This is a genomic window from Mesorhizobium sp. M0018 (assembly GCF_040323955.1).
Taxonomy (GTDB): Bacteria; Pseudomonadota; Alphaproteobacteria; order Rhizobiales; family Rhizobiaceae; genus Mesorhizobium.
Genome location: NZ_JAMYVL010000008.1, coordinates 55,444 through 69,849 on the forward strand (window position 1 = coordinate 55,444; position 14,406 = coordinate 69,849).

At 60.6% G+C, this 14,406-nt stretch carries 13 protein-coding genes; 9 read left to right on the plus strand and 4 right to left on the minus strand.

Going from position 1 to position 14,406, the window contains the following annotated elements:
* Positions 1-4: 4 nt before the first annotated feature.
* The 6 genes from NKJ81_RS13270 (at position 5) to NKJ81_RS13295 (ending at position 6,766) form a co-directional block, all read left to right on the plus strand.
* Positions 5-358: a Rieske (2Fe-2S) protein gene (locus NKJ81_RS13270; protein WP_352503722.1), complete on the plus strand. Its 354-nt coding sequence runs from the start codon at positions 5-7 to the stop codon at positions 356-358.
* Positions 359-470: 112 nt separating this feature from the next.
* Positions 471-2,078 carry an ABC transporter substrate-binding protein gene (locus NKJ81_RS13275; RefSeq protein ID WP_352540706.1) on the plus strand — a complete coding sequence of 536 codons (1,608 nt, stop codon included), beginning with the start codon at positions 471-473 and terminating at the stop codon, positions 2,076-2,078.
* A 94-nt stretch (positions 2,079-2,172) separates the two neighbouring features.
* Positions 2,173-3,219 (plus strand): ABC transporter permease, encoded by a 1,047-nt coding sequence (locus NKJ81_RS13280; RefSeq protein ID WP_352540707.1) that lies wholly within the window; start codon positions 2,173-2,175, stop codon positions 3,217-3,219.
* Positions 3,216-4,100, plus strand: coding sequence for an ABC transporter permease (locus NKJ81_RS13285; protein ID WP_352540708.1), 885 nt, complete (start codon positions 3,216-3,218; stop codon positions 4,098-4,100). Before NKJ81_RS13280 ends, NKJ81_RS13285 begins: the two co-directional genes overlap by 4 nt.
* A complete protein-coding gene (locus NKJ81_RS13290; RefSeq protein WP_352503726.1) occupies positions 4,090-5,721 on the plus strand; it encodes an ABC transporter ATP-binding protein in 1,632 nt (543 codons plus the stop codon). Before NKJ81_RS13285 ends, NKJ81_RS13290 begins: the two co-directional genes overlap by 11 nt.
* Positions 5,722-5,908: 187 nt before the next feature.
* A complete protein-coding gene (locus NKJ81_RS13295; RefSeq protein ID WP_352540709.1) occupies positions 5,909-6,766 on the plus strand; it encodes a protein-L-isoaspartate O-methyltransferase family protein in 858 nt (285 codons plus the stop codon).
* A 91-nt stretch (positions 6,767-6,857) separates the two neighbouring features.
* Here the strand turns inward: NKJ81_RS13295 and ftsH are convergent, their stop codons facing one another.
* The 4 genes from ftsH to NKJ81_RS13315 all read right to left on the minus strand — a co-directional run bounded on the left by ftsH (position 6,858) and on the right by NKJ81_RS13315 (position 11,912).
* Complete coding sequence (gene ftsH / locus NKJ81_RS13300; protein WP_352474454.1) at positions 6,858-8,792, minus strand: ATP-dependent zinc metalloprotease FtsH; 1,935 nt, start codon at positions 8,790-8,792, stop codon at positions 6,858-6,860.
* Between the two features lie 460 nt (positions 8,793-9,252).
* Positions 9,253-9,615: a hypothetical protein gene (locus NKJ81_RS13305; protein ID WP_352503729.1), complete on the minus strand. Its 363-nt coding sequence runs from the start codon at positions 9,613-9,615 to the stop codon at positions 9,253-9,255.
* 514 nt (positions 9,616-10,129) lie between these two features.
* Positions 10,130-10,747, minus strand: coding sequence for a glutathione S-transferase family protein (locus NKJ81_RS13310; protein ID WP_352540710.1), 618 nt, complete (start codon positions 10,745-10,747; stop codon positions 10,130-10,132).
* 91 nt (positions 10,748-10,838) lie between these two features.
* A complete protein-coding gene (locus NKJ81_RS13315; RefSeq protein ID WP_352540711.1) occupies positions 10,839-11,912 on the minus strand; it encodes a pyridoxal-phosphate dependent enzyme in 1,074 nt (357 codons plus the stop codon).
* 87 nt (positions 11,913-11,999) lie between these two features.
* Here NKJ81_RS13315 and NKJ81_RS13320 point away from each other — a divergent pair, with 87 nt between their 5' ends.
* The 3 genes from NKJ81_RS13320 (at position 12,000) to NKJ81_RS13330 (ending at position 14,390) form a co-directional block, all read left to right on the plus strand.
* A complete protein-coding gene (locus NKJ81_RS13320) occupies positions 12,000-12,482 on the plus strand; it encodes an Lrp/AsnC family transcriptional regulator (protein WP_352540712.1) in 483 nt (160 codons plus the stop codon).
* A gap of 270 nt (positions 12,483-12,752) precedes the next feature.
* On the plus strand, positions 12,753-13,415 hold the full coding sequence (locus NKJ81_RS13325) for a TetR/AcrR family transcriptional regulator (RefSeq protein ID WP_352503732.1): 663 nt from the start codon (positions 12,753-12,755) through the stop codon (positions 13,413-13,415).
* Positions 13,416-13,526: 111 nt separating this feature from the next.
* Positions 13,527-14,390 (plus strand): TauD/TfdA dioxygenase family protein, encoded by an 864-nt coding sequence (locus NKJ81_RS13330; RefSeq protein WP_352503733.1) that lies wholly within the window; start codon positions 13,527-13,529, stop codon positions 14,388-14,390.
* The last annotated feature ends 16 nt before the right edge of the window (positions 14,391-14,406 follow it).

Below are 14,406 nucleotides of genomic sequence, written 5' to 3' on the forward strand. Positions count from 1 at the left end.
GACGATGCCCGAGAAGACATACATCTGTAGAGTCGACGAGATCGAAACCGGATCTCCCTTCATCGCCAAGATCCGCAGCCTTTCGGTCGGCGTTTTTCGCATCGGAGATTCATTCCACGCGCTGCTGAATGTTTGTCCGCACCGCGGCGCTCCCCTTTGCGAGGGGCCGCAATGTGGAACAACTGCACCGGTCGAAGAGGCGCAGTTCATCTATCACCGCCAAAACGAGATCGTGCGCTGCGCCTGGCATGGCTGGGAATTTGATATCAAATCGGGCGCGGCCCTGGTCGATCCGTCCGTTCGCGCGCGCACATTTCCAGTAACGGTCGAGGCGGGCAGCATCTATGTGACGGCCTGATTGAGGTACGGATTTGAAAAGTAGCAGAAATGATTATCGCGGCTAACGGGTAGATTTCTTAACAGGGTGCGTGACGAACAATAACGCGGAAAATCCGCAATGGGAGAGTCAAATGTCAGAATCTGGATACAAGCTTGCTATCGCTCAAAGCCTGATCGGTCGCGGCAAGATTTCCCGTCGCGACTTCATTCATCTTGGGCTGGCCGCTGGGCTGACGGTCACCGCTGCGGATAAGCTCTTCGTCAGCACGGCCCGGGCCGAACCGCTGCAGGGCGGCTTCGCCAAGCTCGGAATGGCACATGGCGCGACGACGGATTCGATCGATCCGGCCGGCTACCCGGACACCTTCACACAGACAGCGTTCTCGGGCTCGATGTCCAACAGCCTCACCGAGGTCGACGCCAAAGGCAACGTCCAACCGGACCTTGCCGAGAGCTTTGAATCGTCCGATGGCGCCAAAACCTGGGTCTTCAAGCTTCGCAAGGGCGCAACCTTCCACAACGGCAAGAATGTGACGGCGGACGATGTCGTGACTTCGCTTCGCTATCATATGGGCGACGAAACTAAGTCGGCGGCGAAGCCGCTGCTTGAGCCCGTCGCCAGCATTAAGGCGGATGGCCCCGAAACGGTTGTCTTCACGCTGAAAAGCGGCAACGCCGACTTCCCCTACATCATGAGTGACTACCATCTGGTCATCATGCCGGCCAAGGACGGCAAGGCGGATTGGGGATCGGGCGTTCGCACCGGCGCTTTCGTGCTTGAGAATTTCCAGCCCGGCGTTTCGGCCAAACTCAAGCGCAATCCGAACTACTTCAAGAACGGCAAACCCTATCTCGACGAGGTGGAGTTCATCGCCATCACCGATCTCGCCGCTCGCATGGCCGCGCTATCGACGGGGGAGGTGGACTATATTGGCCGCGCCGACCTTAAGACCCTCGGCATGTTGAAACGCAACCCCAAGGTGGAGATCGTCGAGGTCACCGGCTATGGCCATTACACCTTGCCGATGAATGTCACGATGGCGCCGTTCGATAATCCGGATGTCCGGATGGCCTTAAAGTGGGCGATCAACCGTCAGGAGATCGTCGACAAGATCTTTCTCGGTCACGCCACTGTGGCCAATGACAACCCGATCGCGCCGGCGATTAAATTCGCCACGAATCCGCAGCCGCAGCACAGTTTCGATCCGGAGAAAGCCAAGCACTATCTGAAAAAGGCTGGAATGGAGAAACTGAAGGTGGACCTCTCGGTCGCCGATGCCGCTTTTGCAGGCGCGGTGGACGCGGCTGCGCTGATCCGCGAGACGGCAGCCCAGTGCGGTATCGACGTAAACGTCGTGCGCGAGGCCGAGGACGCCTATTGGGACAATGTCTGGCTCAAGAAACCGTGGTGCGCTTCTTATTGGAGCGGTCGCGCGACGGCCGACTGGATGTTCACGCAAGCCTTCGCCGCGGACTCCAGCTGGAACGAGTCGTTCTGGAAAAATCCCCGCTTCAACGAGTTGCTTGTCCAGGCGCGCGCCGAGACGGATGAGGCCAAGCGGGCGGCAATGTATGCCGAGATGCAGCAACTGACGCATGATGATGGCGGCAGCATCGTGCTGGTCTTCAACAACTTCGTCAGCGCCAAATCCAATAAGCTCGCACATGGCGAAGTGGCGCCGAACTGGGAGAACGACGGACTGAAGATGGCCGAACGCTGGTGGATCGCCACTGCGTGAGAGAGCGGGCCGGACCCGCGATGGCTACTGGGCTTCGGCTTGCAGCCGCGTGCCCTGCCGGCAGGGCAGCGACGGCAACGGGAAACGCGAGCAAATGAACCCGGTCGCAAGAACGGTTCTGCAGCGCCTTGGCCTCGGCCTGGTCACGCTGTTCATCGTCTCCATCATTATCTTCTCTGCGATTGCAATGCTGCCGGGCGACTTCGCCAAGGCGATGCTCGGACAATCCGCGACACCCGAAACGGTCGCCGCCTTCCAGCGAGAAATTGGCATCGACCGTCCGCCTGTCGAGCGGTATTTCGTCTGGGTCGGGCAGATGCTCCACGGAGATTTTGGCTCTTCGTTCGCAAGCCGCACCGGATATCGGCGCACCGTCGCCGAGATCATCGCGCCGCGCCTTTACAATACGATGTTCCTCGCATCGATGACCGCGCTGATCGCAGTTCCGCTCGCCCTGGGACTGGGCATCCTCGCTGCGCTCCACCGCAATGGCTGGTTCGACCGGGTGGTGAACGCAGTGACGCTGACAACCATTTCGTTCCCGGAGTTCTTCGTCGCCTATATGCTTGCCTACCTGGTCATCTCGCGCGACACATTCATCGGCTCCGAGTTCGCACAATCCCTGCCGCACTGGCTTGCAGCGTCACTGAACTGGATACTTAACGCAGTTCCCAAGTTCCCGACATTGTCGAACGTGAACGACCAGACGCCGTTCTGGGATCAGGTCTGGAGAGTAGCCTTGCCGGCGACCACGCTTACGCTCGTCATCGTCGCACACATGATGCGCATGACACGAGCGGCGATCATCAACATGCTTGCAAGCCCCTATATCGACATGGCGCGTCTCAAAGGAGTCTCGCCGATGGCCATCGTACTCAGGCATGCCTTGCCCAACGCATGGGCTCCGATCGTCACGGTGGTGGCCTTCAATCTTGCTTATCTCGTCGTCGGAGTGGTCGTCGTCGAAGTGGTGTTCGTCTATCCCGGCATCGGTCAGCTGATGGTCGACGCGGTCAAATCAAGGGATGTTCCGGTTGTCCAAGCTTGCGCCTTGATTTTCGCGGCAACCTATATCCTCCTTAATCTGACCGCCGACATCATTTCCATCGCCACCAATCCCAGGCTCTTGCATCCACGATGACCAGCTACGAACCCATCGCGCAGGTTCACAGGCTGAGGCGCTCGCGCGCCACCCGGGCCAAAACGGCGCTGAAGAAGGCACCCTTCAGTGCCTGGTTCGGCATCCTCGTGATCGTTGGCTATGTCGTCGTTGCGGTCTTCGCGCACTGGATCGCCCCATATGGCGAAACACAGGTCTTCAGCGAGGCCTTCGCACCGTGGAACCAGCAGTTCAAATTGGGTACCGACCAGCTCGGCCGCGATATGCTCACACGCTTGATTTACGGTGCGCGCAACACCATCGGTATAGCCGTCGCGACTACATTGCTGTCCTTCGCAGTCGGCGTCTCGCTAGGCCTTCTTGCCGCGTTGTACAGAGGATGGCTCGACCAGATACTGTCGCGTGCGGTGGACGTCTTGATGTCGATCCCAAGCCTTATCTTCGCCCTGGTGCTGCTTTCGATCTTCGGCTCGTCGATCACAAGCCTGATAATCATCATTGCGCTGCTCGATTCTACCCGTGTCTTTCGGCTCGCACGCGCCGTCGGGCTTAACGTGGCGGTAATGGACTATGTTGAAGTGGCGCGATTGCGCGGCGAAGGCCCGAAATGGATCATCGCCAAGGAAATCCTTCCCAACGTGATGCCGCCGCTGGTCGCGGAGTTCGGCTTGCGATTTTGCTTCGTATTCCTCACGATCGCGGCACTGTCCTTCCTGGGGGTCGGTATTCAGCCACCGACTGCCGATTGGGGATCGATGGTGCGCGAGAATGCGACCCTGATCACCTACGGCGATGTCACGCCGCTGCTGCCGGCCGGCGCGATTGCCCTCCTCACGGTCTCTGTGAATTTCGTCGTGGACTGGTTCCTGCATGCAACAAGCGGGTTGCGGGATGAAAAATAGCGCTCCCGGATTGCGCGAAAAAGGCAAGGATCTGCTTCAGATCCGCAATCTGCATGTGGAGGGTTTCTCGGACGAGCGGTGGTATCCTATTGTCCGCGGGGTCGATCTGGCGCTGAAGCGGGGGGACGTTCTTGGCCTGATCGGCGAGTCAGGCGCCGGCAAATCCACCATTGGCCTCGCGGCGATGGGTTACGCCAAGCCGGGCTGCCGTATTACACAGGGCTCGATCCTGTTCGACGGGATCAATCTTCTGGCACTAAGCGAAACAGGGCGGCGTCGCCTCAGAGGCTCCCGTATCGCCTATGTCGCGCAAAGCGCGGCGGCCTCTTTCAATCCGGCCCATCGACTCCTCGATCAGACTGTCGAAACCGTGGTGGCGCATGGGATTGCCAGCCGAGAGAAAGCGAACCGGAGTGCGGTCGATCTTTATCGGCGTCTTCAGCTTCCAGATCCGGAGACCATTGGCTTTCGCTATCCTCACCAGGTTTCCGGCGGACAGTTGCAACGGGCGATGACCGCGATGGCGATGGCTTGCCGTCCGGACCTCATCGTCTTCGACGAGCCAACGACGGCGCTCGATGTGACAACGCAGGTCGAAGTTCTCGCCTCCATTCGCAACATCGTGGAGGAGTTCAACACCGCTGCAATCTATGTGACGCATGATCTGGCGGTGGTGGCGCAAATGGCGGACCGCATCATGGTTTTGCGCCATGGACTAACCGTGGAGGAGGCAGAAACGCGCCAGATGCTCGCCTCGCCCACCCAGGAATATACCAAGACGCTCTGGGCCGTGCGCAAGCTCGCCAAGCCCGAAGTTCCGGCCGATGAATATTTGCTTACGATAGACAACGTCACCGCGGCCTACGGCCGGGCGGTTAAGGTGCTCCAGGATGTCTCGATCAAAGTTCCACGCGGAAGAACAGTGGCTGTGGTCGGCGAGTCCGGTTCCGGGAAATCGACGCTCGCTCGCGTCGTTACCGGCCTGCTGCCCCCGCTTTCGGGGTCGATTTCCTTTGCCGGCCAGGCCCTTTCCAAGACCGTGAAGTTGCGCCCAAAAGAGATCCTGCGACGCATACAGATGATTTATCAAATGCCCGACAACGCTCTAAATCCGCGCCAGACGGTCGAAGAAGTTATAGCTCGTCCGCTTGAATTCTACCTTGGCCTCAAGGGTGCACAACGGGATCGGCGGATCGGCGAACTCATGCACATGGTCGAGATGAGCGAAACTTACCTGGATCGTCTGCCGGCCGAACTGTCGGGAGGCCAGAAGCAGCGCGTTTGCATCGCCCGGGCGTTGGCCGCCGATCCGGAGCTGATAATCTGCGACGAAATCACGTCCGCGCTCGACCAGATTGTGCAAGAGGAAATCCTGAAGCTCTTGATCCGGCTTCAGCGCGAGCTCGGCATGACCTACATTTTCATCACCCATGACATTGCCACCGTGCGGGCGATCGCCGACGAAATTGTGGTCATGCACCAGGGTAAAGTCGTTGAGCAGGGATTAAAGAGCGAAATTCTCACGCCGCCGCATGCCCCCTATACCGAACGGCTTCTGTCCTCCGTGCCGGAAATGGATCCGGATTGGCTCACAAGGCTGCTCGCCAGCCGGACGATATGATCGTCGGGCAGAGTGTTCTTCCATATCGCCATGGTTTACAGTCTCGCGGAGGGCGCTCGGCGAGACCGCGCTCGGTCGCAAACGGACAGCGCGCGTCGCCCCGTCCATACGAGGATAGGCGCCCTTTGCCGTCACTCGGTTTTCTGAGAGCATGATGGAGTACGCGCAATCCGGGAGCCGATACTCTATGCCAACAGAAATCGATGCTAGTGTAGCGCGCCGATGGTTTGCCGAAGACCTGCGTGTCGCATCACCTGTCTTGCACAATCCTGCGGTCATCGAGGCCTTTGCAAGGGTTCCGCGCGAACACTACCTTGGCGACGGGCCATGGCGTATCCATTCGAGACTGCAAATCGGGGCGGTCCATACCAGCCCTTCAGCCGCACTTCATGAGATCTACCACGACGTTCTGGTCTTGCTTGACGAAAAACGCGGACTGAACAGCGGCTTGCCGTCGCTTTGGGCATTGGTTTTCGACCATCTGAACATCACTCCCGGCCAGACCGTCCTTCAGGTGGGCGCCGGTGTCGGCTATTTCACCGCCATCCTCGCTGAACTGACGGGTTCTGAAGGACGCGTGATTGCATATGAGATCGACGAAGAACTAGCTCGTCGCGCGCAAGGCAATCTTGCTCATTATGCGCACGTCGAAGTGACGTGCGGTGATGCAACGCAGGCAATTGATCTGCCAGACCTCGATGTCGTGATCGCCTTTGCCGGAGTGACGCACGTGCCGGAACGGTGGCTTTCAAATTTGTCCGACGCTGGCCGGATGGCATTGCCGTTCACGGGTGAAGACCGACGAGGTTTCATGATGCTTCTGGAAAGGGCTGGCGATACGTTTCCCGTACGATCACTTGTGCCATGCGGATTTTACCCCTGCAGCGGAGCCAGGCGCAGTGACGAAGAAAAGGCCTTGATGGTCGCCCTCAAGGCTGCGCGAGGCAAGGTCACCCGTCTCGCGCAATATCACCGAGGGCGACCGAAAAATGGCATCGAGAACGCTTGGTTGGTGACCAACGCATACTGGATTTCGAAAGCCTAGAGATCGATGTCGCTTTTGCGTGTCACCGTCGTAGCGTGCGGCACGGCTTTCCACGAGCGATCTATGCCGGCGGGAGCAGTCCGAAACATCATTATTGCGTCCGAAATTTCCCCGATCCGCGCGTGGGGATTGCAGCCGCGGTCCTGGCCGGCTGCAGCACAGCCTTCTTCTTATGCGAAGACGGACTGGAACTATACTGCGCAGCATGATCCGCCGTCGAGACGTCTCCGACCAGCGCCGCAAGTTCAGTCTCATCGAGCGTCTCGGTCTCGAGCAGCCTGCGTGCCGCCCTTTCCAGCACGTCGCGCCGCTCGGTGAGCAGGTTGACGGTTCGTTCGAACGCGGCCTCCACAATGTCGCGCACCTCCGCGTCGATGGCATCGGCGGCGGCTTCGCCGTAATCGTGCTCGCGCGGTCCGCCGGCGAGCGGGTTGGGGCTCAGGAAGGAGCGTGGGTCCTTTTCCAGCGCCACGTGCCCGAGTTTTGCCGACATGCCGTAACGCGTCACCATGGCGCGCGCTATGTCGGTTACCTTGGCGAGATCATCGGCGGCTCCGGTGGACAGATGGCCGAATACGATCCATTCTGCCGCCCTGCCGCCGAGCAGCACTGCCATTTTGTTGTCCAGCTCCTCGCGTGTCATCAGGAAGCGATCCTCGGTCGGACGTTGGATAGTGTAGCCGAGCGCGCCGACGCCGCGTGGTATGATCGACACCTTGTGCACCGGGTCGACGCCAGGCAGGGCCATGGCTACCAGCGCATGACCCATTTCATGGTAGGCGACGATCTCGCGCTCCTTCGGGTTCAGGAGCCGGTTGCGTTTCTCCAGTCCCGCGACGATGCGCTCCACCGCATCGTTGAAATCTCCCATCATTACCGCATCCGCCTTGCGGCGCGTGGCGAGCAACGTCGCCTCGTTCACGAGATTGGCCAGGTCAGCACCGGTGAAACCGGGCGTCAGCGCCGCCACTTTTTCCGCGTCGACATCCGTCGCCAGCTTGGCCTTGCTCATGTGAACCTGCAGGATCTTGATGCGACCCTGCTTGTCGGGCCGGTCGACCAATACCTGGCGGTCGAAACGGCCGGCGCGCAGAAGTGCCGGATCAAGGATCTCAGGACGGTTCGTCGCGGCCAGCAGCACGACGCCGATCTGTGGATCGAAACCGTCGAGTTCGACCAGAAGCTGGTTGAGCGTCTGCTCCTTTTCGTCGTGGCCGCCGACCATGGTCCCGCGGGCGCGGCCAAGAGCGTCGAGCTCGTCGATGAATATGATTGCGGGAGCCTTGGACCGCGCCTGCTCGAAAAGATCGCGCACGCGCGCGGCCCCGACCCCCACGAACATCTCGACGAACTCCGAACCGGAGATCGAGAAGAACGGGACCTTGGCTTCGCCGGCGACGGCCTTGGCGAGCAGAGTCTTGCCCGTGCCCGGCGGTCCGACCAGCAGCACGCCTTTTGGCATGCGGCCTCCGAGGCGGCCGTATTCGCCCGGGTTCTTCAGAAAATCCACAATCTCCTGCAGCTCGGCCTTGGCTTCATCGACCCCCGCCACATCGTCGAACGTCACGCCGGTATTGGCTTCGACATAGACTCTGGCCTTGCTCCTGCCAATTTGCATCAAACCTCCGACGCCGCCGTCCATGCGTCTTAGAAGCAGCATCCACAGGCCAAAGAAGACGAGCACCGGCACAACCCAGGAAAGCAGGTCGCTCAGGAAGGTGCTTTCGACCTGGCCGGTCACAGTGACACCGTGCTCCTGCAGGTCACGGGCGAGGTTCGGCTCGACGCGTGTGGTGATGAATAGCGGCCTGCCATCTTGCGGCTCCTTGAAGCGGCCCTGGATGAAGCGGTCCGAAACCTGCACCTCGGCGATTTTGCCGGCGTTCAGCAAGGTCTCGAACTGGCTGTATGGTATCTCGGCGACGTGCTGCGTCGTGGCATAGATATACTGGACGACCATCACGCCCACGAACGCCGCGACCCAGTACCAGATATTGAACCGCGTCTTTCTGTTGCTCATGTCCATGGCGGCCTCCACAGGGAACCGGATATAGGTCGCCAAGCCCGCGCGGCATCGGTGCAGGCCAGGTACGGCGCAAAAAAGTGGGAAGCCCAGACCAGCCGGCGACGATACTGGGTCTGCATTGTCCTTTCCTGCGCGGCATGCCCGGCATGCCGTTTTCCTCCGCCGGATAGACCCCCTTCAAAACGTCGTTGAAATCATGGCTGACGGCCGCATTGCACTCGCAGGCAAGCACCTGCGACACGGCGGCGGTCGCTGCTCTGCAGCAATGCCAACATCCAGACAACATCTGCGCCGGCATGCGGCCGCTTTTCCGCATCGCAAGGGTTCAACACTCAGGCGAGAGCCGGACCTATGGAACCCTACATGAATGGACGCGGAGAGAACGCGCCAGTCCTCGCCCGCCGGGGAGTTCCTCGCCGGCGGGCGGATGCCTCGGATACAGAGAGTGGCCGCGTTCAACTCAAAGTCGATCGACGGATGCTGTAAAACCGGTGACCGCGATACTTTCGATTTCACGACCGCGACCGGCGCCGGGAAGCTTCTCCAATTGATCCAATTGGCGCAACGCGTCCATGATGGCATCGAAGCTGACCGGTTCGGTTGCGCCCGGCGGCATGCGCAGCGCCGGCACCGATTCCACTGCACAGGCATCCGATGCCCATGACGAAAGGATTGCACGCTTCTCCTGGAAGTCCAGCGTCACGTCGGTCAGCACGTTCTCAGGTCGCTCGAAATGCCGTGCCGGATGGAGCAACCGGTCAAGAAAAACATCAGGGCCCTCGGGCCCGATTGGGGGAAAACTCGTCGAAATGGCTCCTTCCATCGATAGTCCTCCGCTTTGAATAGTCTCCTCTGTTGACGTCGTCTGTGGTGGCTGTCGCGATTTCCACCAGCTGAAAATTTTGGAGAGTTTCGACCAAATTTCAATGGCTCCGCAACGCCACATCCTCGCAGTTCCGCCCGCCATCAACATTTTTTCGAACCGGTGAAACAATCGGCGTGAATGTCAGTTCTTGCGCCTGGGACAAGTCGCGCGGCAGCGCCAGGGCGGTCGGGCGGGAGAACCAATCATTTCTTACATTTCCAGGAAGCGACTGTGCATTGGCTTGGTCGCAGGAATTTTGATGCTCTCGGCTGGCGGCTTTGCTCCGGTTTCAGCACAGGAAATCCTGAACGACTTCGGCGCAATCCTGCGTCAGAAGCTGCCGGCCGTGGTCGCGAGCCCGGGCAAGATTACCGGTTTCGCGCTCTATTATCGAGGCCGACCAGCAAATGGCCGCGAGAATGCCTGGCTGATGAGGGACACATGCTGGAACTCGAAAGCCTGGCGATCGATATCAATCTCGCGTGTCGCCGCCGTAGGGCGTGGCACGCATTGAAGGGCGTTCCACGAAGGAGCTATACCATTGTGCCAGTCGTGGCCTTCCCTGCAGGAAGTCGGGCAGTCCGCGGAATTCCAGCCAGCTTAGACAAGTGGCGAGCGCGATGTGGCCGACATGGAGCGGCGCGTCGAATTCGACCTCGCTTTCCACGAAGTCATAGGATTCGATAAGCTTCATCGTCATGCCTGCACCCAAGGCGGGATAACGCAGATGTTCAGGGCGGCGCTCGTTTTCCCACCGAATGGAAATGCCTGCGTCGCACATGCCGCCGGCAAGCGCCTGGAGGCGCAGGGCGGACCATTTGGCCCGCCCTGTTTCGGGGATGAGCCGACGACTGCTTTCGAGGTTGTCGAGATAGTCGCAGATTACGCCCGAATCGAAGAGAGCATAGCCGTCGTCGACAACGAGAACGGGCACCTTGCCAAGCGGATTGATCGCAAACACATCATCGTTGCGATTGATGGGGCTCGTCTCCTGATGAATGACGCGCAGACGTCCGGCAAGGCCCGACTCGTGGGCAAAGACCAGAACCTTGCGCGCGTAGGGGGAGTGGGTCTGGTAGATGAGTTTCATGGACCCGTTCTGCGCTGGGTCTGGCGGGCATATCGAGCAGTCCGCGGCCCAGCCGCTCTTCCGTTCAATGATCCCGGGTCCGGTGCCATCGTCATGCGTCCTTCTCCAGTTCGGCCTCGGTCACGATGATCAGCACCCGGCTCGATTCGTCGAGCGCAAGCTCCTGCGACAGGCCGTAAGCCGCGACGGCGGTGGCGAGGCCGGCGAGGCCGGCGGCACCCGACGGGGTTGTGTCTGGACCGTTTGCCTCACGAAGCCGGCTCTTCGCGTCGGCAAGCGCCGCTTCGGACACGGTTATGACCCGAGCGTTGCCTTGGCGCAGTACGTCGAGCGCCGATGCTGCTGCTTCGCCACAGGCGAGCATGTCTGCCGACGTCTTGAGATCGCCGGATATCCGAACTGAGCGTGCTTGCGACAGCGCGGCCGCGACGCAGGCTGCGGCCTCTGGTTCTACCACGACGATCATGGCCGGAGGCATCAGCCAGTCCTTCAGCCCAGTCGTCAGGGCGGCGGCAAGTCCACCGACACCGGCCTGCACGAAAAGGTGGGTTGGCCTCAGATGGCCAATCTCGTCGACTTGGCGACGGATTTCCGCGGCAATCACGCCATAGCCAGCGACGACATCAGCGACCGCTGGATCATCCGGGTCGCTCGAGGTATCGGCCACCAAAATGCCTTCCCCGGCGCGGGCTGCCGCAGAGGCCCGATCGACGGCATCGTCATAGGTGCCGTCGACCCACACGATTTCGGCGCCTTGGGAATCGATACGCCGCACCCGGCCCGCAGGGACGCCCGTATGGAGGTATATCCTTGCCCTCCCGCCGGCAAACTTCGCCGCCGCGGCGACGGCAAGTCCGTGATTGCCGGCGCTGGCCGTGATTAGCGCCGGCAGCGGCGTCTGGGCCCGCTCTGGATCGAGCAGTTCATCGATATCCATCCCGGTAGCGCGAGCGAGAGCGCACAGACCGGCATAGGTGCCGCCGAGGGACTTGAAGCTGCCCAGGGCACGGTGGCCCTCGTTCTTGGCAAGCACCTGGGTCACATCCAGGCTCGCAGCCAGGCTTGGCAGGTCGAGCAGCGGTGTCGGTGCATAAAACGGCGACAGGCGCTGTAACAGCGCCGCAATGAGATCAGGGCCAAGGCCCGGCTGTGTGTCTGTGGTCATGAGGCGAAATTCTATTCCCGAAACGATGGCGCTTGGCGCCTATTATCGTTGCCCAGCTGCCTGATTTCGTCATAGATGCCTGTCCAAATGACGAAAACCGCTGCCCTCGATCGCTTCGACCATGTGCTGCTGTCGCTGGTTCAGCGCGACAACCAGATCCCGGCGCGGCGTCTCGCCGAGCAGGTCGGGCTTTCCCAGAGTGCGGTCCTGCGCCGCCTGCGCCGGCTGCGGAAGGATGGCGTGATCGCGGCGGATATTGCCGTCATTCGTCCGGCGGCCGTGGGCCTGCCGCTAACCATCCATGTGCTCGTTTCGCTGGAACGGGAGAGCGCTGTCGAGTTGGACGCCTTCATCGGCAAGCTCCGCGGGCGCTCGGAGGTTCGTCAGGCCTGGTATGTCACCGGTGAAGCCGATTTCGTGCTCCTCCTGCAATTGCCGGGGATGGAGGCGTACGATGTCTTCGCGCGGGAAGTCTTCCACGCCAATTCGAACGTGAGGGCGTTCCGCACCATCGTGACAATGCGGGAAGTGGTTGGCGCAGCGGATGCGCGGCCGCTATCCACTGCCTGAGTTGCGGCGTGCCCCCGCCAAGCTGACTGCCCTGCTTGACCCGGAATTCTAGTCAAGGGCGCGAACCCGATTGAAGTTCGCTACACGCATCCCGTATCTACTCACCCGCCGCACCGAGCTAATCGCTGCCGCCAAGATGCTTCGCGAATGTCTGCCCCTGGCGCAAATTACTTCCACTCGTGCGTAGAAGAATATCCATGTATGAAACGGGGGGTGCAGCTCGCTCCCGTATACTGATCGTCCAACGGCGGCATGAATTTCGGAAGGGATATGAGAGCCAACACTTCAGGATCTCCCGGCGATGAGGCGCACTCTACCCGCAGCAGAATCAAAGAGGTCGCGGCCGAGTTCTATGTCCTGCGCGGCCACGATGGTTTCAGCTTCGGCGATATAGCGACGGCAATCGGCACGACGCGCGCCAACATCCATCATCACTTCGGCAACAAGCGTCAGCTGATGGAGGAATTGATCGCGGACTTCGCCGCCAACGCCGAGGCCCGCATCAAGCGCTTCTGGACGACCCCCGATATCCGGTTCTTCGACCGTCTCGATATGCAGCTCGAGGATCTGCGCCGCTTCTACGAACGTTTCAACGCTGAGAAGGGAGCCCGCAATATGTGGAGCCCGCTTTCGCGCCTTCGCCACGACCTCCCGGTTCTCGGCGAACCAGCGGAACGTGCCCTGGAGCGCGTCAACCGGGTCTATGATCAGAGCCTGCGTCATGCGGTGGACCAGGCGGTGAAGGACGGAGAGCTTTCCTCCGACACACTCAGCGACGAGCTCGTGCACATGCTGCGCATTACCCTTCTGTCCTGTCCACCGATGACGCAGGACACCGGAAGCTTCGACGAGGTCGCCAGGACTTTCGCAGCGCTCGCCGCGATCATCCGCGCCGCTTGGCAGGATGCGGGGAAGGGCTCGGATCGAGGCTAGATATCCGGTGGAACAAAGCGAGGGTGAGTTGACAGCCTTTGGCTTTCAAGTTACTTACTTGCAGGTAAGTCAGCCCATGATGGCGACGAGGCGCGTATTAGGGAGGATCACGTGCTGCGCGATGATGCATTCACCCGTTTCGAGGTCAGCCCCTTCACTGGTGCACTCGGTGCGGAAATTCGCGGGATCGATCTGGCGAGCGCGAGCGAGGATGCCTTCCAGGACGTTCGCCGCGCGCTCTACAAATATCATGCGCTCGCCGTGCGCGATCAGGAGCTTGACGCCGCTGGCGTCCACAAGGTCGCCCGCCGGTTCGGACCATTTAGCGGCAATCCGGTGCACACGCCGATCGACGGCTTTGACGATATCGTGCGCTTCGTGCGCGAGCCGGACGACACGGGCAAAGTGATCGGCGAGGACTGGCACATGGACCTCGCCTGGCTACCGAAGCCACCGGGCATTACGATTCTCTACGGTGAGGAGGTGCCGCCGGTTGGCGGCGACACCTGCTTCTCCAGCCTCGAGAAGGCATATGACTCGCTTTCGCCGCGGCTGGTCGAGATCCTGCAAGGCCTGACGGGCGTCCATAGCGGCCGCGGGGTCTTCGCCATCAACGCGGCCCACAGCCGGCTCGGCGTCAAGGCCGATGTCCAGACGATCGAGAATGCCGTCGTCGAGCATCCTGTGATCTGTCGCCACCCCGAGACTGGCCGGCGCTATGTCTTCGTCAGCAGCGTGATGACCAATTTCAAGGGGATGACGGAGGAAGAAAGCAAGCCGATGATCGACTTCCTGATGGCGCGGGCTGTCCGGCCCGAGTTCAACTGCAGGCTGCGTTGGGAACCGAAGACGCTCGGTATGTGGAACAATCCCCATGTCCTGCACACCGCCATCAACGATTATCCCGGATATCGCCGGGTGATGTACAGAACAACGGTGGAGGGCACCGTTCCACTTGCCGCCAGGGACGGCTGACGCGCAACCGCTCAGG

Bases quoted from the DNA above. Each gene is read 5' to 3' on its own strand.
- NKJ81_RS13270 (WP_352503722.1), top strand. From the start codon at position 5: ATGCCCGAGAAGACATACATCTGTAGAGTCGACGAGATCGAAACCGGA.
- NKJ81_RS13275 (WP_352540706.1), top strand. From the start codon at position 471: ATGTCAGAATCTGGATACAAGCTTGCTATCGCTCAAAGCCTGATCGGT.
- NKJ81_RS13280 (WP_352540707.1), top strand. From the start codon at position 2,173: ATGAACCCGGTCGCAAGAACGGTTCTGCAGCGCCTTGGCCTCGGCCTG.
- NKJ81_RS13285 (WP_352540708.1), top strand. From the start codon at position 3,216: ATGACCAGCTACGAACCCATCGCGCAGGTTCACAGGCTGAGGCGCTCG.
- NKJ81_RS13290 (WP_352503726.1), top strand. From the start codon at position 4,090: ATGAAAAATAGCGCTCCCGGATTGCGCGAAAAAGGCAAGGATCTGCTT.
- NKJ81_RS13295 (WP_352540709.1), top strand. From the start codon at position 5,909: ATGCCAACAGAAATCGATGCTAGTGTAGCGCGCCGATGGTTTGCCGAA.
- ftsH (WP_352474454.1), bottom strand. From the start codon at position 8,792: ATGGACATGAGCAACAGAAAGACGCGGTTCAATATCTGGTACTGGGTC.
- NKJ81_RS13305 (WP_352503729.1), bottom strand. From the start codon at position 9,615: ATGGAAGGAGCCATTTCGACGAGTTTTCCCCCAATCGGGCCCGAGGGC.
- NKJ81_RS13310 (WP_352540710.1), bottom strand. From the start codon at position 10,747: ATGAAACTCATCTACCAGACCCACTCCCCCTACGCGCGCAAGGTTCTG.
- NKJ81_RS13315 (WP_352540711.1), bottom strand. From the start codon at position 11,912: ATGACCACAGACACACAGCCGGGCCTTGGCCCTGATCTCATTGCGGCG.
- NKJ81_RS13320 (WP_352540712.1), top strand. From the start codon at position 12,000: ATGACGAAAACCGCTGCCCTCGATCGCTTCGACCATGTGCTGCTGTCG.
- NKJ81_RS13325 (WP_352503732.1), top strand. From the start codon at position 12,753: ATGAGAGCCAACACTTCAGGATCTCCCGGCGATGAGGCGCACTCTACC.